Source organism: Streptomyces sp. NPDC051576, from assembly GCF_040681835.1.
In the GTDB taxonomy this organism is placed as follows: Bacteria; Actinomycetota; Actinomycetes; order Streptomycetales; family Streptomycetaceae; genus Streptomyces.
Genome location: NZ_JBFAZO010000004.1, coordinates 120415 through 139780, shown reverse-complemented (window position 1 = coordinate 139780; position 19366 = coordinate 120415). Strand labels below are relative to the sequence as shown.

Annotated in this window: 19 protein-coding genes and 1 riboswitch; of the genes, 16 read left to right on the top strand and 3 right to left on the bottom strand. The window is 68.4% G+C overall.

Features of this window, described 5'->3' with window-relative positions:
* Window positions 1-14 precede the first annotated feature (14 nt).
* The 3 genes from AB0M63_RS14315 (at window position 15) to AB0M63_RS14305 (ending at window position 2457) form a co-directional block, all read left to right on the top strand.
* A complete protein-coding gene (locus tag AB0M63_RS14315) occupies window positions 15-563 on the top strand; it encodes an SMI1/KNR4 family protein (protein ID WP_355908344.1) in 549 nt (182 codons plus the stop codon).
* 199 nt (window positions 564-762) lie between these two features.
* A complete protein-coding gene (locus AB0M63_RS14310; protein ID WP_366019570.1) occupies window positions 763-1332 on the top strand; it encodes an Imm1 family immunity protein in 570 nt (189 codons plus the stop codon).
* Window positions 1333-1911: 579 nt separating this feature from the next.
* Window positions 1912-2457: an SMI1/KNR4 family protein gene (locus tag AB0M63_RS14305; RefSeq protein WP_366019569.1), complete on the top strand. Its 546-nt coding sequence runs from the start codon at window positions 1912-1914 to the stop codon at window positions 2455-2457.
* A gap of 537 nt (window positions 2458-2994) precedes the next feature.
* Here AB0M63_RS14305 and AB0M63_RS14300 read toward each other — a convergent pair.
* Window positions 2995-3357, bottom strand: coding sequence for a hypothetical protein (locus AB0M63_RS14300; protein WP_355908350.1), 363 nt, complete (start codon window positions 3355-3357; stop codon window positions 2995-2997).
* A 217-nt stretch (window positions 3358-3574) separates the two neighbouring features.
* On the opposite strand from AB0M63_RS14300, the gene AB0M63_RS14295 reads away from it, so the two are divergent.
* Window positions 3575-4834 carry a helix-turn-helix transcriptional regulator gene (locus AB0M63_RS14295; protein WP_366019568.1) on the top strand — a complete coding sequence of 420 codons (1260 nt, stop codon included), beginning with the start codon at window positions 3575-3577 and terminating at the stop codon, window positions 4832-4834.
* Window positions 4835-4836: 2 nt separating this feature from the next.
* A complete protein-coding gene (locus AB0M63_RS14290; protein ID WP_355908356.1) occupies window positions 4837-5136 on the top strand; it encodes a 4a-hydroxytetrahydrobiopterin dehydratase in 300 nt (99 codons plus the stop codon).
* A 90-nt stretch (window positions 5137-5226) separates the two neighbouring features.
* On the opposite strand, the gene AB0M63_RS14285 is transcribed toward AB0M63_RS14290, so the two are convergent.
* Window positions 5227-5670 carry a hypothetical protein gene (locus AB0M63_RS14285; protein ID WP_355908359.1) on the bottom strand — a complete coding sequence of 148 codons (444 nt, stop codon included), beginning with the start codon at window positions 5668-5670 and terminating at the stop codon, window positions 5227-5229.
* Window positions 5671-5858: 188 nt separating this feature from the next.
* Here AB0M63_RS14285 and AB0M63_RS14280 point away from each other — a divergent pair, with 188 nt between their 5' ends.
* The gene (locus AB0M63_RS14280) at window positions 5859-6827 is read left to right on the top strand and encodes a hypothetical protein (RefSeq protein ID WP_355908362.1); all 969 of its coding nucleotides are present in this window, start codon (window positions 5859-5861) and stop codon (window positions 6825-6827) included.
* Window positions 6824-8572 carry an insulinase family protein gene (locus AB0M63_RS14275; RefSeq protein WP_366019567.1) on the top strand — a complete coding sequence of 583 codons (1749 nt, stop codon included), beginning with the start codon at window positions 6824-6826 and terminating at the stop codon, window positions 8570-8572. The genes AB0M63_RS14280 and AB0M63_RS14275 overlap by 4 nt, the downstream gene beginning before the upstream one ends.
* A 7-nt stretch (window positions 8573-8579) precedes the next feature.
* On the opposite strand, the gene AB0M63_RS14270 is transcribed toward AB0M63_RS14275, so the two are convergent.
* Window positions 8580-8957, bottom strand: a complete 378-nt coding sequence (locus AB0M63_RS14270) for a hypothetical protein (RefSeq protein ID WP_366019566.1) — start codon at window positions 8955-8957, stop codon at window positions 8580-8582.
* Between the two features lie 415 nt (window positions 8958-9372).
* Between AB0M63_RS14270 and AB0M63_RS14265 the strand changes: the two genes are divergently transcribed.
* From AB0M63_RS14265 to AB0M63_RS14225, 9 genes are all read left to right on the top strand, one after another.
* Window positions 9373-10200, top strand: a complete 828-nt coding sequence (locus AB0M63_RS14265) for a glycoside hydrolase domain-containing protein (RefSeq protein WP_355908371.1) — start codon at window positions 9373-9375, stop codon at window positions 10198-10200.
* Window positions 10201-10278: 78 nt separating this feature from the next.
* Complete coding sequence (locus AB0M63_RS14260; RefSeq protein WP_366019564.1) at window positions 10279-10740, top strand: hypothetical protein; 462 nt, start codon at window positions 10279-10281, stop codon at window positions 10738-10740.
* 6 nt (window positions 10741-10746) lie between these two features.
* The gene (locus tag AB0M63_RS14255; RefSeq protein WP_355908376.1) at window positions 10747-11376 is read left to right on the top strand and encodes a hypothetical protein; all 630 of its coding nucleotides are present in this window, start codon (window positions 10747-10749) and stop codon (window positions 11374-11376) included.
* A 156-nt stretch (window positions 11377-11532) separates the two neighbouring features.
* A complete protein-coding gene (locus AB0M63_RS14250) occupies window positions 11533-12180 on the top strand; it encodes a SurA N-terminal domain-containing protein (protein ID WP_355908379.1) in 648 nt (215 codons plus the stop codon).
* 78 nt (window positions 12181-12258) lie between these two features.
* Window positions 12259-13269: a nucleoside triphosphate pyrophosphohydrolase gene (locus AB0M63_RS14245; protein WP_366019563.1), complete on the top strand. Its 1011-nt coding sequence runs from the start codon at window positions 12259-12261 to the stop codon at window positions 13267-13269.
* Between the two features lie 66 nt (window positions 13270-13335).
* On the top strand, window positions 13336-15699 hold the full coding sequence (locus AB0M63_RS14240) for a hypothetical protein (protein WP_366019562.1): 2364 nt from the start codon (window positions 13336-13338) through the stop codon (window positions 15697-15699).
* On the top strand, window positions 15696-17024 hold the full coding sequence (locus AB0M63_RS14235) for a cytochrome P450 (RefSeq protein WP_366019561.1): 1329 nt from the start codon (window positions 15696-15698) through the stop codon (window positions 17022-17024). Before AB0M63_RS14240 ends, AB0M63_RS14235 begins: the two co-directional genes overlap by 4 nt.
* A 126-nt stretch (window positions 17025-17150) precedes the next feature.
* Window positions 17151-18122, top strand: coding sequence for a transglycosylase family protein (locus AB0M63_RS14230; RefSeq protein WP_366019560.1), 972 nt, complete (start codon window positions 17151-17153; stop codon window positions 18120-18122).
* Between the two features lie 193 nt (window positions 18123-18315).
* Window positions 18316-18487: riboswitch (cyclic di-AMP (ydaO/yuaA leader) on the top strand.
* 3 nt (window positions 18488-18490) lie between these two features.
* Window positions 18491-19177 (top strand): transglycosylase family protein, encoded by a 687-nt coding sequence (locus AB0M63_RS14225; RefSeq protein ID WP_366019559.1) that lies wholly within the window; start codon window positions 18491-18493, stop codon window positions 19175-19177.
* Window positions 19178-19366: the final 189 nt, after the last annotated feature.

The following is a 19366-nucleotide window of genomic DNA, read 5'->3' as shown; positions in this document are numbered from 1 at the left end:
GAAGTGGAATTACAATGAATCCTGAACTCGAAGGCCTAATCGCCCTCCTTGGAGTGGGTGAACCCTTTGTCGGCCGCCAGGTGACAGATTGGGGTCAGGTGGAATCCCGGCTCGGGCATGCCCTCCCCAGGGACTATCAGAATTTGATTGGCGAGTTGGGTGGCGGAAGGATCGACGGGTACTTGTGGCTGCTTGAGCCTGACTGCCCTAACCAAAACTATGATCTGGTCACGACTGGCAGGGATCAGGCTGAAATTCTGGCTGAACTATGGGAGGCCGGGGAAGAGCGACCTGCCGAACTAGTGAACTCCGGAGCACAGTTGTTTCCGTGGGCAGTGACCGACAACGGAGAGTGCCTGTACTGGTTTGTTCAGCCGGGGGTTTCGGCAGACGGCTGGACGATTGCCGTGAACGAGGCTCGCGGTTCTGACTGGGAGTTCTTTCCCTCTGGGTGTGTCGCCTTCCTGAACGGGATTCTCTCCAGAGCCGTGGAATCTGAGATTCTTTGGTCAAAGTTTCCCACCGAGCCCCATGAGTTCAGACGGTCGGCGACCTTCTTGTGACCGGGATCGGTGGAGGCCCTATGGACCCACTCTGGCGGCCGGTCAGGGCGTTGACCTGCTGTACGGCTCATCGAGCTCATGGCGATGGCCCAGTCGGTGGCTGGTGCGATGACAGGGGTGCAGTGGCTGCCTTTTTCCTCTCTCCCAGGGCGGGGTCCATGCGAAATGTTCCACTGGACGGCCTCGCAGATCCTCTAAAATGAGGGGTGCTGTGATACTGAGTGCTTTCTTTAATGGAAGTTGGACCTATGGTGAGACTGCGGAGGAGATGGGCCGCGTAATTTTGAACGTCATGGAGAATCTTCGCGGAGAGGATGGAGAGGGGCGCAGCTATACTCCGGGAAGTGACGCGTGGTTCTCCATGGCAAGCGAGCGGCAAGGAAATGAAAGTCGAGCGGCAGACAATCATCTACGTGTGGCAGTCAACAGGCGGACGGGATACGGGAGTCTCATCTGGTTCGTCGACGACGGCAGTTCCAAAGTGGGTGATGTTTATGGATCTGTTTGGATTTCCGATAATCCCCATCCGTCTTCTGTGGACCCGCGTGTCGTATCAGACCCGGGCTACCCTCTTTTTCATGACCCAGCTAGTGCGATTCCACTCGATCGGGTGCGCGCCGCTCTCGAAGAGTTCTGTCTTTCAGGGTGTGGAGATCGTCCGAGCTGCATCGGCTGGGTGTCAGGGGAAGCGAACGGCCAGCGGTTTGACAGAGCTCCTGTAGCGGACATCGTCGAAGATCCGGTGATCGACTGGGACGGCCTTTCGTAGTAAATGGCTGGAAAATCGCACGAAGATCTTGAGGGGTATCGCCCCTGCTCGGATTCGGGATGAGTGGTGACGGAATATGATTCCTCGGGTTGGCGGTGAAGTGATCGTCTCCTGTGAGTCGGCGAAAGCCCGGGTCAGGTCGCTAGATTCCCGGTACATTGCGCTGGAGTGGCCATGGGGGCTGGCCGACAGCTCTACGAATTTCCGGTGGGACGGGACGTTCTCGCTGCCGCATGGAGAACTTAATCCGGAATGGGTTCCGTATCGGCTGGAACCGGCGGCTTCCGAGCTTCGTGCGGGAGACGTATGTGCCATTTACATTCCGCCGACGCGCTGTCATGTCGGGTACTTTGAGGAATATGACCCCCCGCGCAATCTGGGCTGGGTTCCCGCGCCCACTGCTGGGATCTATGTGGTCCCGCTGGGGAAGTCGGACCTGGAGGACGCGGGATGCATGCTCTATCTGGGCGGTGCTGAGCCCATTCGGGTGGAGCCGGTCGAGGACTGAGGCATGGGTTGCGCGCTCATGCGGATACACCGGTTTGAAGCGTAGAGCCGCAACCGCATGGGGAGAAAACCGTGAATGACGAAGATGAACTCCTTCGACTGATTCCACCCCCCATCGACATTACTGCCGATATCGACTGGGAAACATTGGAAGAGCGTCTCGGTGTGTGCCTTCCCAGGGATTACAAATGGCTGGTCGAGTTTTACGGACCTGGTAAGTTCGCCGATTTCCTTCATATCCTTCAGCCTGTCACAAGTTTCGCGCCGATTAGACTGGAGAATTCGGCGAATCGAGTATCAGAGATTTTGGACCAGCTTCGCGGGAGCGGGGAGAACATCCCCTATCCAACTGAGGAACTGCTGCCGGTCGGCACTACGGACAACGGGGACACCATCTACTGGGTCAGGCGACCAGGATTCGACCCGGGCCGGTGGCGAATCGTGGTCAACGCCGCTCGCAACACTAAGTGGCCGGAGTTCGACGGTGGGATCGTTCAATTTCTGGTGGCGACGCTTTCCAGGCGTTACCGCTGCGAAGTTTTTCCAGACAGCTTCCCCGGCGAAGAGCCGGTATTTTCGAAGTATGTTATCCGAGCTTCTCGGAGAAACCAGAGATAGCCCGCCGACATGCGCCGGGATGCTGGGGCGGGGCGCAATATCGGGTCTTCAAACTTGATGGCGAGTCAGTGGTGCAGTGGCTGTCTCCCTATTTTTCCCGTAGCGCTCCTGGGATGGTATCGAGAGTTCCGCCGACACTTCGGGAGTCGATTGGAATTCTCTCGATCAATGGCCGGCGGCGTGCCAACAGCGCACCACTACCCCAGCTCAGGTCAACAGATTGAAGCCCCGCCCAGCGCCCTGAGGGAGGACGCGCGGACGAGGCAGCCGACCCGCTGAGCCATGTTGTCCGCCGCCGCTCAGCGGACCGGAGTCACCACATGATCACGGGCACGTCGGGGCCGCCCGTGCACGCGGGGCACGGCAGCATCCCTGTCTGCTGGCAGGTCTCGCATCCAGCGAACCCGCAGCACCAGGGACACCACACCGTGCCGTGCCCGATGCACCGTGGGCAGTACCTCGCAAGCTCCTCCGTGGGCGCGCCCACGAGCGTGGACTTGGCTGCTTTCGGCTTAGGGGCGGACGCCGGGGCCGTGGTCACCCAACCGCCTCGGCGGGCGCAGGGCGATCGTTTTCGTCGGCCTCGTCGTCGATCACTTCGGGATCACCCCATGACGGATCAGGCAAGCGTGCGCCGCGGCTCTCCGCCACGCGGTGCACGTCGGTAAGGGCCTCGGCCAACTGGACGGTGAGCAGGTGGAGTTCACCGGGAGTCCACTTGCGCCCGTCGAGAATCTCTCTGGCTTCCTTGATCAGGTCGGCGGCGAGGCCGAGTTGTACCGCCTCCATGTTGTCCGCGAGGCGCGAGAGGTAGCCGCCGGAACTCCCGGCGAGATAACACGGTTTGCCCTCCGGGCCCGCCCACGGGAGCAGTCGTGCCAGGTCCTTGTGTTCAGTCATGCCGTTGCCCCGCGGTGCGCATCTGGGGCCCGATAGCTTGGATCACGTCGTCAACCTCCGTGCGGTTGGTGGCCATGCCCCGGGGCCGTGACAGCGGTCGCCGGGGTCCTGCGGGCGGTAGTCCGTTCATCAATGGAAGCGTGGTGCTCGGTTCTTCGGAGGGGCCCGCCCACGGGCCATTCGGGGGGCCAGAATGGGGGCCAGAACGGGAGGCGCCATGTCGATGGACACCCTTGGCGAAGTGCTCAGGCGGCTTCGTGTCGAGCGCGGTTGGACACAGCAGCAGACCGCCGACGAGTACTGCCGGATCTCCGGCTCGGTCACGAAGGACGCGCGCGAACTAGCACGCTGGGAGCGCGGCAAGCGCATCCCGACACCCGAGACCCGTAGATATCTGGCGGTGGTGTTCGGGGTGCCGGTGGCCTTACTGGACCGGGCAGCAGCCGTCGCCCGGCAGGCGCGGCGGGCGGAACTCGGCAAGGAGAGCACGCCGTCCCTCGTGGAGGTGGCCGGCGTGGACCGCAGGACGTTCGTCGGCACCGTCGCAGCTGTGGCGCTCACCACCGCCATGGCCGTGCCCCGGCACGTCGATCCGGCGTTGGTGCCGTACTTTGAACAGCAGTTGGCGGGGCACTACCGCGCGGACATGCTGCTCGGCCCGCGTGCCCTCATCGGTACGGTCACCGCCCAGTGCAATCTCATCGGTCAGCTCATGGAAACGGCGGACGGGCTCGTACGACAGCGGATGGCCCAAGTGGGTGTGGCTTACGCCGCGTTTGCCGCCTGGCTCCACCTGGACGCGGGGGACCCTGCGACGGCGCTGCGTTGGCACGACGTCGCCCAGGAACTGGCACATCGGTCCCGAAACCGGGAAGCGGTGGCCTGCGCTCTGGCCGACCGCGCCATGGCGCGCACCGATCAGGGCATGGGGAGGGCCGTAGCGGACCTCTGTGAGGGGGCGTTGATGGACGCGCCGCATCTGTCGCCGGAAGTCCAGGTGTTCGCACTGCAACAGCAGGCGCACGGTGCCTCGCTGCTCGGTGACCGCCGTCAGGTGGACGACCTGCTCGACAGAGCTGGGCGGCTGCTCAACAGGGTTGACGTCGAGGTGTGGGGCACGGCATGTCTGCGTACGCCGAACTACGTCGAGGTACAGCGTGCCACCTGTTACGGGAGGCTCGGCCTTGCCCAGGAGGCTGACCGGTTGTGGCAGCAGGTCATCCCGTCGGCTCCGTCGACGTCACGGCGGGATGTCGGTGTGTGGGCGGGCCGTCAGGCGGTGGCCGCTGCCGCGATGCGCGAACCGGAGCGTGCGGTGGAGCTTGCGCGGCGCTCCGCCGGAATCGTCGTGGAGACGGGTTCGGAGCGGGCACGGCGCGAACTGGCCGCCGTAGCGGCTGCCATGGCTCCGTGGCAAGCTGAGCCGATCGGCCAGGACCTGGCGGAGGTGCTGGCACCCATCGGCAAGGGGGCTTGACCGTGGCTGAGGCTCTGTCAACCGAAGAGATCGAAGAGCGCATCAAAGACCTGGACGGCTGGTCGACGGACGGTCGCAGGATCGAACGCTCATACTCGGTTCCGCACATCCAGGGCGCGGCGTTCGTCGTCCACATCGCGGCCATTCAGGATGACCTTGGGCACCACTCGGACGCGACGCTCGGCTACAAGACCGTGCACATCTCGATCAGTTCGAGTGACCTCGGTGGATACGTCGCCGAGCACGACATCGAACTGGCCCGGCGCATCGAGGCAGCTGCCCCGGCACACGGTGCATCCTGATCCGAAGAGCACCGCGAGCAGCCCCGGCCGGACATCCCGCCGGGGCTGACCCATGTCCAGCGCCGCGTGAGCCGGTCAGCAGGTGTTGCCTCACCGCGTAACCGGCAACGCCCCGACAAACCGCGCCCCATCCCCCCGATGCTGCACCGGAAACGTCACCTTCAGCCCCTGCTCCTGTCCCGCCACCGACAACCGCGTCGTGAACTGCAACCCCAGGAACGCCTTCTTCGAACCGCCCGCCGAGACATACGGCCGCGGCAGGTTCAGCACCAACTTGCCCGGTCTGCCACCCCGGTTGCCGTCGAAGAACAGCACTCTCTGGTCGGTCAGGGCTATGTACATGGGCCGTGGAGTGACCGTGGCCATCACCGTGCCGGCGCTCAGGACGCCGACCACGGCCGCCGTCAGGGCCTGCTTGCGGACGGAGACCGAGCCGATCGCGGCCAGGGAAGTGAACTCGACCCGCTCGCCCTGGAGGAGCAACGGGGCCGCTGCTTCGAGGAGTTGGCGGCTGCGACGGGCGTTCAGGGACATGAGGGGCACTCCAAGGGGGGCGCGGGTAGAGGAGACGTACGGAAAAGCGGAGACGCTATGAGGTTCCAGTGAACGGGAGTTGGACGGAAGGTCCGCCAACAGTCAAGCCCGGGTATCGCTCATCCCATGCCTGACCTGCACATCCCTCACTCCTGGCGATTTCACAGCTCTCGCTTATGATCCGCCGCATGTCACCCGACCCCAACCCGAATCCCAGCCCCTACCCCGAGCCCGACTTCGAAATCGCCTCCGCCTTCCCCGAGGCCACCTGGCTGCACCAGGCCGCTGCCGCCGGGGACTGGGCCGCCGTACGGCAGTACCACGACAGCCTGCCGCCCGGTACCGACAGGGCTTTCGCCATCGGGGTGTTGGCCGATGTGGACGGTGTCGAGTACGCACTGCGGCAACAGTTGGCCGCTGTACCGAACGATGTTCTCGCCCTCACCGTGCTCGGATCCCGGCTCATCGAGGCAGGGTGGGAGATACGCACAGGGGCACGGGCCAAGGACGTCAGCCGCGAGCAGTTCAAGGCGTTTCACGAACACCTGCGGGACGCCGAGCAGTTGCTCATCCGGGCCACCGCCATCGATCCCTCGTACGACGCCGCCTGGGCCGCCCGCCTCAACACCGCTCGCGGGCTGTCCCTCGGGAAAAACGAAGCCCGCCGACGCTACGACCGGCTGGCCCGCTACCACCCGCACCACTTCACCGGGCAGGCGCGTCTGCTTCAACAGCTCTGCCCCAAGTGGAGCGGCACTTGGGAAGAGGCCCACGGGTTCGCCCGGGAGTGTCTACTCTCCGCCCCCGAGGGGGCGTTGAACGGTGGGCTGGTCGCCGAGGCGCACATGGAGCACTGGCTCGACCTCGGCGCCGACGACAAACGTGCCGAGTACCTGCGCCAGCCGCACGTCCACGCCGAACTCGTCGAGGCCGCCCAACGGTCCGTGTTCCACCCGGAATTCAGGCGTCCGTACGGCTGGGTCACCGTCCAGGGCAGTTTCGCCGCGCTGTTCTCCCTGATCGGCGACACCGCCCAGGCCGCCGCGCACTTCCGTGCCCTCGGCAACCTCGCCTCCGAATATCCGTGGGGTTACCTCGGCAAGCCCGCCGAGATGTACGTCCAGCACCGCGACACCGCCCTGAGAGGCCGAAGATGAATCCCCAGGACGGTCAGTCCCACTTCACCGCCGCCGCGCCCACCATCCACCTCACCGAAGTCGCCGGCATACCCACCCTCTTCGCGCCCGCCCCCGGCCAGACGCGTGCCGGGCTCGTCTTCCGTGTCGGCATCGCCGACGAGATCCTCGCCCGGTCCGGTGTCACGCACCTCGTCGAGCATCTCGCCCTCTTCCGCCACGGCCTCGCCGACTACCACTACAACGGCGCGACCAAGGCCGCCTTCACCCACTTCCACGTGGAGGGCGCCGAACACGAGATCGTCGCCTACCTGCACGGCGTGTGCGCCTCCCTCGCCGACCTCCCCATGGAGCGCCTGGAGACGGAGAAGGAGATCCTGCGCACCGAGGAGTCCCGCCGCGAGCCCGGCCAACTCCCGCTCTGGCGCTACGGCGCCCAGGGCTACGGCCTGGTCAGCTACCCGGAGTGGGGTGTCAGGGGCCTGCGCCCGGAGGACGTGCGGCACTGGGCGCAGACCTGGTTCACGGGCGGCAACGCGGTGTTGTGGATCGCCGGGGAGCGGATCCCGGCAGGGCTCGCACCCAAGCTGCCCCAGGGGCACCGTCACCCACTCCCCGCCGTCACCTCCGCCCTCCCCACCACGCCCGCCCACTTCTCCGATGGCAAGGGCGGTGTCCTGCTCGACGCCGTCGTCACCGACACCACCGCCGCGCGGCTGTACGCGGGTGTCCTGGAGCGCGAACTCTCCCGCGCCCTGCGCCAGGAGGGCGGTTACTCCTACACGGCCGCCACCGACTACACCTCCCGCCGCGACGGGCACGGCCTGCTCACCGCCTTCGCCGACGCCCTGCCCGCCAAACAGGACGCTGTGCTCGGCGGCTTCGTCGACGTCCTCGCCGCGCTCCAGGCGGGCCACATCGAGCAGGCCGGTCTGGACGCCGTACGCGCGCGTGCCGACGCGGGACTGACGGCGGCCGACGCGGCCGTACGACGGCTGCCGGGCGCGGCGGAGGATCTGCTCGCGGGGCGGATGCCCAGGAGTTTCGACGAGTTGCGCCACGAGCTGTGGTCGGTGACGCCCGGCCATCTGCACGCGGTTGCCCTGGAGGCCGCCGGCACCGCGCTGCTCCAGGTGCCCTCGGGGCACAGTGCCGACTGGGCCGGGTACGCGGAGGCGCCGACCCGGTCGACGTACGCCGTCACCGGGCGGCGCTTCGAGGCGGTGACCAAGGACGGGTCCGCGCTGGTCGTGGGCGACGACGGGGTCAGCGTGACGGCACGCGGGCGGGACGGCGGCGACCTCGCGGTCACCGTGCCGTACCGCGCCTGCGCCGCCGTGCTGAGCTGGCCCGACGGCGGCCGACGGCTCATCGGCACCGACGGGCTCGCCGTCGCCGTGGAACCGGGTCTCTACGGCGTCGACGCGCACACCATGGCGACGCTCGACGCGGCCGTACCGCCGCACGCGCGCGTGGAGTTGCCGCCCCGGCAGAGCGCCCCGCGCGCGGACGCGCCGACGGCTCCCGTCGCTCAGGGCGGCCCCGCGCCCGCCCGGCGCACCGGCGCGCAGACCGCGGGGCTGGTCGTACTCGGCCTCTTCGGTGCGCTGTTCGCCTTCTGCGCGCTCGCTGTGACCGTCTTCAGTGGCAGCGACCCCGAGACCAGTACCGGCGAATGGATCGGCCTCTCGGGCTTCCTGTGGGTCGTCACCGGGTTGCTGGTCTGGCCCGCGGTACGGATCCTGCGGCGCACCCGGCGGGCGTGATCCACCTCTACCGCAGGTACGGGTTTCCCTGAGGCTGCGGGTGTGGTTGCGGTTGCGCGGGGAACGGCATGGCGCCGTAGCGCGGCTGCTTCGGGGTCGGGCGGTCGAACAGCGCGAACAGCAGCAGCCCGGCGGCCACGAGCATGGTCAGTGCGACTGTCAGGCCCAGCAGGGGGTCGCCGTCTCCGTCGCTGGTGACGATCGCCCACGGCAGGCTGATGCACTCGTAGAGCGCGAAGGCGGCGAAGGCGCCCCAGTCGGAGCCCCGGCGGCGGCGGATCGCCACGTACAGGAAGGGCACCCATATCAGCATCCCGAACGATCCCACGGCGAGCACCGTCCAGGCGATCCGCTGCCACCAGCCGGCTTCCAGCCGTCTTTCCATGTCGACCCCCAAAGTCCGGGCAAGGCTAGGGCAACGGCCGTCGCGTGGGGGAGCCATGCGGAATCCCGGGTGGCCGGCCCTCGCGCCCGGGTACGGCGTTCGGCCGGTCCGCGTTCCCCGGGGCAGGAGTTTTTGCCGTGCCATGAGGGAATCTTGTGGCTATCAAGAGGCTGTGTTTCCCGGACGCCGAGACGCCGTCGGTTACGGTGCGATGCGATCAGGGCGCCCAAGTCCCGCGCGCGCAGGAAAAGTTCCGGCACTTCCGTAGAAAAGCGGACAGTTCGGAAGAAGGTCGTACGGCGAGATTCCGTACGGCACCGCCGCGCCGGATCCGCGCCGCTCCAAGGGGGCCTTCGGGGCTCGGCAACTTCCGGCGGACGTCGTTGACGTCCGCTTGTCATGAACAGGGGTGGGGATGTCAGACCATCGGCAGTCGAAGAAGCGCAGATACATCGCGTGGGGCGTGGCCGGCGCGGCCGTCGTCGCGGGCGGCGGGATCTTCGCGACGAACTCGATGGCGGCCACGACATGGCCCGCGCAGAAGACCTACACCGGCCGTGCCTTCGACACCTGCGCGGCGCCCTCCCTCGCCGCGATGAAGGCCTGGCACACCGACGGGGCCTACGGCGCCGCCGCCGTCTACATCGGCGGCAAGAACCGCGGCTGCAGCCAGCCCAACCTCACCGCCTCCTGGGTCAAGTCCCTCAGCACGGTCGGCTGGAAGTTCATCCCGCTCTACGTCGGCTCGCAGCCGTCCTGCGGTTCCGGCGGCTCGGTGAAGATCAGCGCCTCCACCGCCGCGGCCGTCGGCAAGAGCGAGGCGGACGACGCGGTGGCCAAGGCCTCGGCGCTCGGCATGAAGGCCGGCAGCCCGATCTACCTGGACATGGAGTCGTACGACATCACGAACACGGCGTGCAACAACGCCGTGCTCACGTATGTCCGCGCCTTCGACAAGGAACTGCACGTCAAGATCTACCGCACCGGCTACTACGGCTTCAGCAGCTCCAGCGCCAAGGCGATCGCCACGGCGACCGACAAGACGGATCTGCCGGGCAACCTCTGGTACGCGCTGTGGGACAAGGTCTACACGACGACCTCGGACTGGCCGTGGGGCTCCACCCAGTTCACCAACCACAGCCGCGCCCACCAGTACATGGTCAACAGCAAGGAGACCCGCGGCGGTTACACGATCACCGTGGACCGTGACACGTGGGACGCGCCCGTCGCCATCACGGGCTGAGCGGTACAGGGGCCTGCCGGGGGACTGTTCCACGGCAGTACCGACGGACTGTTTCACGGGAGTCGAGGGGTGAGGGCGATGAAGACGCTGCGGCGGCTGTTGAGGGTGTCCGCCACACCGGCGCTACGGCTGCCCGCCGTACGGGCGGGCTTCGCCGTCCTGCCCCTCGTCACCCTGGGGCTGCTGTGTCCCGTCCCCTCCCTCGTCCTCGCCCTGCGCCGCCGCACCCGCGCCGACTGGCTGGTCTTCGCCGGCTTCAGCGCGGTCCTGGTGGCCTGGATCACGGAGCTCGCGCTGACGCCGGACGACACGCACGGTGTGCTGTTCGGGACGGACCTGCTGCTGATCGCGCTGTCCATGGCGGGTGCCTCCGCGCACGCGTGGGCGGCGTGGCCCCGGCCGGCGGGGCGGCGCGAGTGGCGGTGGATCGGCGCACGGTCCGGCGGCGGGGGCCTCGCGGTCGAGCGGGCGACGGAGCGGACGGGCGGCCTGGTGACCGATGAGGCGGGCGACCCGGTGGTCGAGCGGGTGGAGGAGTAGCAGTACATGGTCAAGCAGGTCCGGCAGGTCACGCGGACACGTCCGGTCCGGGCCGAGGGCGAGGGGCGGCTCACCGCTGTGGGACGCGCCGCGGTGAACGGGCTTCGTTCGCTCGGCGGACGCACCCTCGCCATGATCGCGGGGGCGGCCGCCGTGGCCCTCGCGCTGATCGTGACCGGGATCGTCCTCTCCCGGCACGACACCAGCCGCCCGCCGATCCCCGCCACCCGGGCCCGGCACTACACGGAGACCGACGCCTGCCTGCTCACGGACCGGCACGGCATCACCGGCAAGACCGCCGCCGCCACGGTCTGGCAGGGCATGCAGGACGCCTCCCTCACGACGCACGCGCGCGTGACGTACACCTCCGTGGTCGGCGAGCAGAGCGCGGCGGGCGCCCGCCCCTTCCTCAACGCCATGCTTCAGGGTTCCTGCGAGATCGTCCTCGCGGTGGGCGGCCCCGAGGTGACGGCGGCGCGGGAGGCGACGGGGAGCCACGCGAAACTGGGGTTCGTGCTCGTGGGCGACGGCAGCGCGTCCAAGGCCGCCACCAACGTCGCCTGGGTGCCGGCCGGCGACGGACTGCGCGCGGGTGTCGCCGCCGCGGTGAAGCGGGCGGTGGACGCGCAGGGCTGAGCCCGGGGGAGCCGGCCGAGCCGCACGCGTGCGTGCCGGTGCCCGAAGTCCCGGTGAATCGTTGGTCGAATGGGTTGGCCACAGCCGACCCACTGCCTAACATCGATCACCGCAAGACTTTGTGCACCGTCGCACAATCTCCAACGGGAGGCTCCCTTGCACCGCCGCCGTCGCACCGCGCTCGTCCTCACCGCCGTGATCGCCGCCGCGGCCCCCGCCCTGACCGCCTGCGGCAACGACGCGCATCCGGGCGCCGCGGCCGTCGTGGGCGGGCAGCGCATCACCGTCGCGCAACTGCAGAGCAGGGTCGACGAGGTCCGCACGGCCCAGCGGGGGGCCGTACAGAACGAGGCGCAGTACGAGCGGGCCATCGCCACCACCGGCGGCCTGACCCGCGAGACGCTCTACGGCATGGTCTTCGACCGGGTCGTGCACCGCGCCGCGCAGGACGCCGGGGTCACCGTCACCCGCAAGGACATCCAGGACCTGCGAGCCGGCCTCGCCCAGCAGGCGGGCGGCTCCAAGGCGCTGGAGGCGACCTGGCTCGCCCAGTACGGCGTCCCGCCGAAGCGCCTCGACGACAACCTCCGCCTCCAGGTCGAGGGCCGCAAACTCGCCGCCGAACTGGGCACCGACACCACGCAGCCCGCCTTCTGGAAGGCCCTCTCGCAGGCGTCCAAGGAACTCCACGTCGACCTCAACCCGCGCTACGGCACCTGGGACGTGGAGAAGAGCAGCCGGGTCGACGCCAAGACACCGTGGGTCCGCGAGGTCACCGCGACGCAGACCCAGCAGTCGGCGTAACGGTACGGCGCCCACACCCGCACGGCCGGCCTGTGGATAACTCGTGGGGCTGTCGGCGCCGTGAGTTACGTTCGGAGGGTGAACGCACCCAGCTCCAGCCCCAGCCCCAACTCTGAGGACGCACCCGCCCCCGGCCGTATCGTCCTGCTCACCACCAGCCACCGCGTCGCCCCCGGCCTGCTGTCCTGGCCCGCCTGGGAGGCGCTGCGCACCGCCGACCGCGTGCTGTGCGCGGACGGTACGCATCCGCAGGTGCCGTATCTGGGCGAGGCCGGGATCCGGGTGGACGAGGCGGCCCCGACCGCCGAGGAACTGGTCGCCGCCTGCGCCGGTGGACACACGGTGGTCGTGATCGCGTCGGGCGAGGGCGAACCGGCGCTGACCGACGGCCTGGCCCGCCTCGCCGGCTCCGGCCGCGTCCGGATGCCCGAGTTGGAACTGCTCCCCGCCTCCTACGACCTGCCGGGCGCCCGCCTCCTCGACCTCGTCCAGGTCATGGACCGCATCCGCGCCGAGTGCCCGTGGTCCTCCCAGCAGACCCACCAGGGCCTGGCGAAGTACGGCATCGAGGAGGCGTACGAACTCGTCGAGGCGATCGAGGAGGGCGACCGCGACGAACTGCGCGAGGAGCTGGGCGACGTCCTCCTCCAGGTCGTCTTCCACGCCCGTATCGCCGAGGAGGACCCCGATACCCCCTTCTCCATCGACGACGTGGCCGGCGGCATCGTCACCAAGCTGATCCACCGCCACCCGCACGTCTTCGGCGACGAGACGGCGTCGACACCGGAGGAGGTCAAGGAGCACTGGCTGCGCACCAAGGCGATAGAGAAACAGCGCACCTCGGTCACCGAAGGCGTCCCGATGGGCCAGCCCGGCCTGGCCCTCGCCGCGAAACTGGCATCACGCGTGCGTACGGCGGGACTTGAGGTACCGCTGCCGAAGACCACCGACATCGACGGCATCGGGTACGAGCTGCTGGCGCTGGCCGTGCGGGCCGAGGCGGAGGGCGTGGATCCGGAGGCGGCGTTGCGGGCGGCGGGGCGGGCTTATCGGGATGCGATCAGGGGGGTGGAGAAAGGGGAGGGCTGATCCTGGGCCCAGGGGCGGAAGCGGGGGCATGGGCTCAGTACCGTTGGGGCAGGGACGGTTTCGGGTGTGGGGGAGCGCGTGGACGACGGGGAGTTGGACCGGCTGGCCGACGAGGCGGCCGAAGTGCTGGAGCTGGGACTGGGCCTGCCCGACCGGGCGGTCTGGGAGGCGGTCCGGCGCGATTTCATGGCTTGGTTCGGACGACGTGACCTGGACGCGTACGCACAGGACCTCGGCGCCGTCGAATGGGGTAGGGGACGGTCATCCGACCAGGAGCTGCCGGCACTGTGGCATCGTCAGTTGCGCGAGGGGATCGGAAGGCCGTCCGACATCGCGGCGGCCGGCGAACTCCGCGCCCTCGTCAAGTGGTTGATCCCGACTGTGCTGGCGCCCCCCGAGTCCGGAGTTCTTCTCGACACCGGCCCATCGATCAGCCCGCCCCCGCTGCCCGAGTCCACTGGCGGAGACCTCTTCGACTTTCGCAGCGGCACCTTCAACGGACAGGTCGTAGGAGTTCAGCACGTCCGCAACACCTACGGTGCTCCACCCCCGGGTGATGCTCAACCCGGCCCGGTGAACTGGCCGTTGGCGAAGGACATCGAGCCGCTCACGCACGGGGTGCGGCCGACCCGACGCGTCAAGGACCTGCCCGCGCTGCCGCCGTACGTGGGCCGAGAGCAGGACGCCGCGGTCAACTCGGCTCTGAAGCGGGCGAGTTCGCGCAGCGGGTTGGTGGTCGTCCAGGGGCAGGCGTACGTGGGCAAGTCGCGTACCGCCCTGGCGGCAATCGCCGAAGTGTTCCCCCGTCGCCGGGTGTTCGCGCCTGCCCAGCACGAGGATCTGCGGAAGCTGCCCGCCTTGCTGCACGGCGGGGCGGAACCGTGTGTCGTCTGGCTCGACGATCTCGACGGCCATCTGGGGGAGTGCGGTCTGGAGCCCCGGTTGCTGGCCCGGCTGACCGCCCTGGAGGCAGTCGTACTGGCCACGATGCGGGAGGAGGCGTACGACAAGTGCGTCGGGACGTCCGCGCATGGACGCCTGCTGGACCTGGCGGAGCTCGTCGACCTCCCCGCGACCTGGGAAGCGGCAGAGCTGGCGCGCGCGAAGGACATGGCGGACCCCCGGCTCGTCGAGGCCGCCCGCGAGAGTGGCACGTCGGGGGTCGCCACCTACCTCGCCATCGGCCCCCGCCTCTGGAAGGACTGGCAGCGCGCCCGGAACGCGGCGAGGCATCCTCGGGCGCACGCGCTGGTGCGGGCCGCCTTGGATCTGGCGCGGTGCGGGTTCAAGGGACCGGTGCCGCAAGACCTGTTGGTGACCGTGCACGAGGGGTACGGCATCGCGGGGCTGGAGAAGGAGTCCCTGGAGGACGCCTTGGAGTGGGCCGGCCGGAGGCGGTACGGGGTGCTGCGGATGCTGGCACGCGGTATGCGGGACGACCGACCTGTCTGGGAAGTGCTGCCGTATCTGGTGCATACGGCGGAGCAGGACGAGGGGTTCCCGCCTGTCGCCGGTTGGGTGTGGAGACACGCGCTGGCGGCGGTGTCGGGAAACCCGGCGCACGACTTCGAGGTGACCGCCGGGGCTCGGCAGGCGTTTCTGAGGGAGGCCGAGGCGGGGGACGCTCGGGCCATGCACAGCCTGGGCGTGCTCGACGAGGCCTTCGGGGCGTGGGAGGAGGCCGAGTCGTGGTTCCGGCGGGCCGCGGACACCGGTTGGCCCGAGTCCGCCGGGCATGTCGGGCGGTTGCTCGTGGAGCGCGGCGAGAGCAGGCAGGCGGAGCCCTATCTGGAGACGGCCGCCGAGGCCGGGGACGACGAGGCGGCCACCCTGCTGGGCACGCTGCTCCGGGAGCGGGCGGCCAAGTGGTTCGGTGCGGCGGCCGACTTGGGGAATCCGGAGGCGGCGCACCGGCTGGGGGACCTACTGCTCGCCGACGGTGATTTCGAAGGGGCGGGCGACCGGTATCTGGCGGCGGAGCGGAGCGGATACGCCGAGGCCGCCAGGAGTACCGGAATGCTCCACCTCCTGGCGAACGAGCCGGGAAAGGCTCACGTGTTGTTGACCCGAGCCGTGGAGGCGGGTGATGAGCCCGCGGTCACGCTCTTGGCGGACATGCGGGGAGATCCGCAGACCTCGAAGGAGGTCGCGGACTATTTCTCGTCCACCGCCACCTACCCCTTGGACAACGCCCACCACGGCGTCGTCATGGAGGAGGAAGGACGCCCGCGGGAGGCCCGTAAGGACTACGAGAAGGGCCACGCGGCCGGCGACCCCTACGCCGCCTACCGCCTCGCCCTCCTCCTCGAAAAACAGGGCAACCCCGAAGAAGCCAAGCTCTGGTACCGCAAAGCCGCCGACATGGATCACCCCGCCGCCCTGAAGGCCCTCGCCGAGCACCCCGCCACCCCGGATACCGTCAAGGAGTGACAGACCAGCCGCACCCCATCCCCGACCACCCCGCCCCCGAACTCTTCACCTGGGAGTTCGCCACCAACCCCTACCCCGCCTACGCCTGGCTCCGCGAGCAGGCCCCCGTGCACCGGACGCGGCTCCCCAGCGGCGTGGAGGCCTGGCTGGTCACCCGTTACGCCGACGCCAAGCAGGCCCTCGCCGAGCCGCGGCTCTCCAAGAATCCCGCGCACCATGACGAACCGGCCCACGCCAAGGGCAAGACCGGGATCCCGGGTGAGCGCAAGGCCGAGTTGATGACGCATCTGCTCAACATCGACCCGCCGGACCACACCCGCCTGCGCCGACTGGTCAGCAAGGCGTTCACCCCGCGCCGGGTGGCCGAATTCGCGCCCCGGGTGCAGGAGTTGACGGACGATCTCATCGACAGGTTCGCGCGGAGCGGCTCCGCCGACCTCATCCACGACTTCGCGTTCCCGCTCCCCATCTACGCCATCTGCGACCTGCTCGGCGTCCCCCGCGAGGACCAGGACGACTTCAGGGACTGGGCGGGCATGATGATCCGGCACGGGGGAGGCCCGAGGGGCGGAGTCGCGCGGTCCGTGAAGAAGATGCGCGGCTATCTCGCCGACCTCATCCACCGCAAGCGCGAGGCCCTCCCCGACACCCCGGACCCCCTCCCCGGCGAGGACCTCATCTCCGGCCTCATCCGCGCCTCCGACCACGGCGAGCACCTCACCGAGAACGAGGCCGCGGCGATGGCCTTCATCCTGCTGTTCGCCGGTTTCGAGACGACCGTGAATCTCATCGGCAACGGCACCTACGCCCTCCTCACCCACCCCGACCAGCGCACTCGCCTGGAGAAGTCCCTGGCCGCGGGCGAACACGGACTCCTCGAAACCGGCGTGGAGGAACTCCTGCGCTACGACGGCCCGGTGGAGCTGGCGACCTGGCGCTTCGCCACCGGGCCCCTCACGCTCGGCGGGCAGCACATCGCGGCCGGCGATCCCGTGCTCGTCGTCCTGGCCGCCGCGGACCGCGATCCGGAACGGTTCGCCGATCCCGACGTCCTCGATCTCGGACGGCGTGACAATCAACACCTCGGTTACGGCCACGGCATCCACTACTGCCTCGGTGCCCCGCTCGCCCGCCTGGAGGGCCAGACCGCGCTGGCCACCCTCCTCACCCGCCTCCCGGACCTCCAACTCGCGGCGGACCCCGCCGACTTGCGCTGGCGTGGGGGGCTCATCATGCGCGGACTGCGCACCCTGCCCGTGGAGTTCACCCCGGAACGGGTGATTCGGGCCCCCAAACCCGAAGATGACACTTCTTCAACTCTGTGATCTTCACGTGATCTGCGTGGCATTAACTTGTGACAAGTGATCGACTGCGGCTACGTTCACGTACCAGCGCGGCGCCCCGCACCATCCGTCGCGCGGTCCCCCCGCTGTCACGCGAAAGGCCTCCGCATGCTCTCCGGGAACGGTCGTCACCGTCGCCCCCGTCAGGCTCCGGCTCTGCTCGTCGCGGCCGGGGTGACCGGCTCCGCCATCGCCATCCCCCTGCTCGGCGCCGCCGCCGCGAACGCCGCCGACGGCACCACCTGGGACAAGGTGGCCGAGTGCGAGAGCGGCGGCTCCTGGAGCGAGAACAGCGGCAACGGCTATTACGGCGGGCTCCAGATGACCCAGGACGACTGGGACAAGTACGGCGGCCTCGCCTACGCCCCGAGCGCCGACCTGGCCAGCCGCTCCCAGCAGATAGCCGTCGCCGAGAAGATCCTCGACGCCAAGGGCACCTCCGCGTGGACCACCTGCGCCCTGCTCTCCGGCCTCACCACGACCTCGGGTTCGACGAACGTCGACACGGGCGTCGCGAGCGACTCGCCGTCGGCCAGTGAGACGGACTCCACCGACTCCTCCGGCACCTCGGACTCGTCCGGCCTGTCCGACTCCGGCAGTACGGGCTCGAATTCATCGGATTCATCGGATTCGTCCGACTCCTCCGCCACCGACCCGTCGAGCAGTCCCTCATCCTCCCCGACGGACAACTCCACCAAGTCCGACAAGTCCACCACTCCTTCGAAGAGTGACGACTCGGCCTCCGCTTCTCCGAAACTCGACGAATCGGACAACTCGGAGCAGGCGGTGGGGAAGTGGAGCCTCGTCGACACCGGCGCGCTCGGTGGTGCGACCGATCAGGGAAGCAGCGACCAGGTGAGCACCGGGAAGCATCGCGGGGCGAGCGCCGAGGAGGGTGTGACGGCGAAGACGTACACCGTCCGCGCCGGCGACTCCCTCGCGTCCATCGCCGACTCCCTTGACTTCGACGGCGGATGGCGCGCGCTGTACGCCGAGAACAAAAAGGTGATAGGCGCCGATCCGACCCGGATCGCCGCCGGTCAGACCTTGGACGTGAGCACTGAAACGGGCGGAAAGTAGCAGGAAAACAGCGGGAGTTCACGTCACACTTCGCGCCGAATGTCCGCTTTGGTGAAAGTGTGGGATGAGTCTCAGAAGCCCTGATCGTCTTTGAAATTCCGCCGATTCCCTGTCTACGGTCAAGGCCGCTCGTCACCACGAGCCCCGGCTGCCGCACACGCCGAGTCCTGCCAGCGGCTTCCGGGAACAGTCGTCGCGTCAAGCGCCGTAGGCAGGAGCGGGGGACCCAAGGTAAGTGCCGGGCCCGGCAGTTGAGGCTGCTGGATCCGGCTTGGGGTTAAGTCGCGCACCGCAAGGTGCGTGGCCGGGCAACTCACACGGCCCGAACCCGACAGCTCACCTCGCAGGCGTCGGTGAGGGGATCTTCCATGCTGTTTTCCGGCAAGGGCAAGCACCGTCGTCCGTCCAAGGCCACCCGTGTCGCCACGCTCGCCGGCGTGACCGGTGTCGCCATCGCCGCCCCGCTCATGGCGGCCGGCAACGCCTCCGCCGCCACAGCCTCCGAGTGGGACACGGTCGCCCAGTGCGAGTCCGGCGGCAACTGGTCCATCAACACCGGCAACGGCTACTACGGCGGTCTCCAGTTCTCCGCCTCGACGTGGGCCGCGTACGGCGGCACCGCCTACGCCTCCACCGCGAACCAGGCCTCCAAGTCCCAGCAGATAGCCGTGGCGGAGAAGGTTCTCGCCTCCCAGGGCAAGGGCGCCTGGCCCGTCTGCGGCACCGGCCTGTCGAGCGCCACCTACTCCGGCGGCAGCTCCAGCTCCTCCAGCGGCAGCTCGTCGAGCAGCAGCACCAGCGAGCGCTCCACCTCCGACACGACGGCCTCCCGCTCCGCCGAGCGCCCGGCCGCCAAGAAGACCGTCACCACCCCGACCGGCAAGAAGGTCAAGAAGGGTGACGGCGAGTACAAGGTCGTCAAGGGTGACACCCTCAGCTCCATCGCCGAGAAGCACAAGGTGAAGGGCGGCTGGCAGAAGCTGTTCAAGCTGAACAAGGACATCATCGACGACGCCGACTTCATCTACCCGGGTCAGCAGCTCCACCTTAAGTAGTACTCAGCTGAACCACAGCGCCCTCACATCCGTGGACTGCACCATGGAGACCTCGTGAGGGTCGCCCCCGTCCCCCACGGGCTCCCCGCTCCGGTGCGTGTTCCCCCGTACGCACCGGGGCGGGGCTTTTTTTGCGCCCGCTTCCGTGCCGGTTTTTGTTCCGTTCGGAAACAATTTACTCTCGGTTCT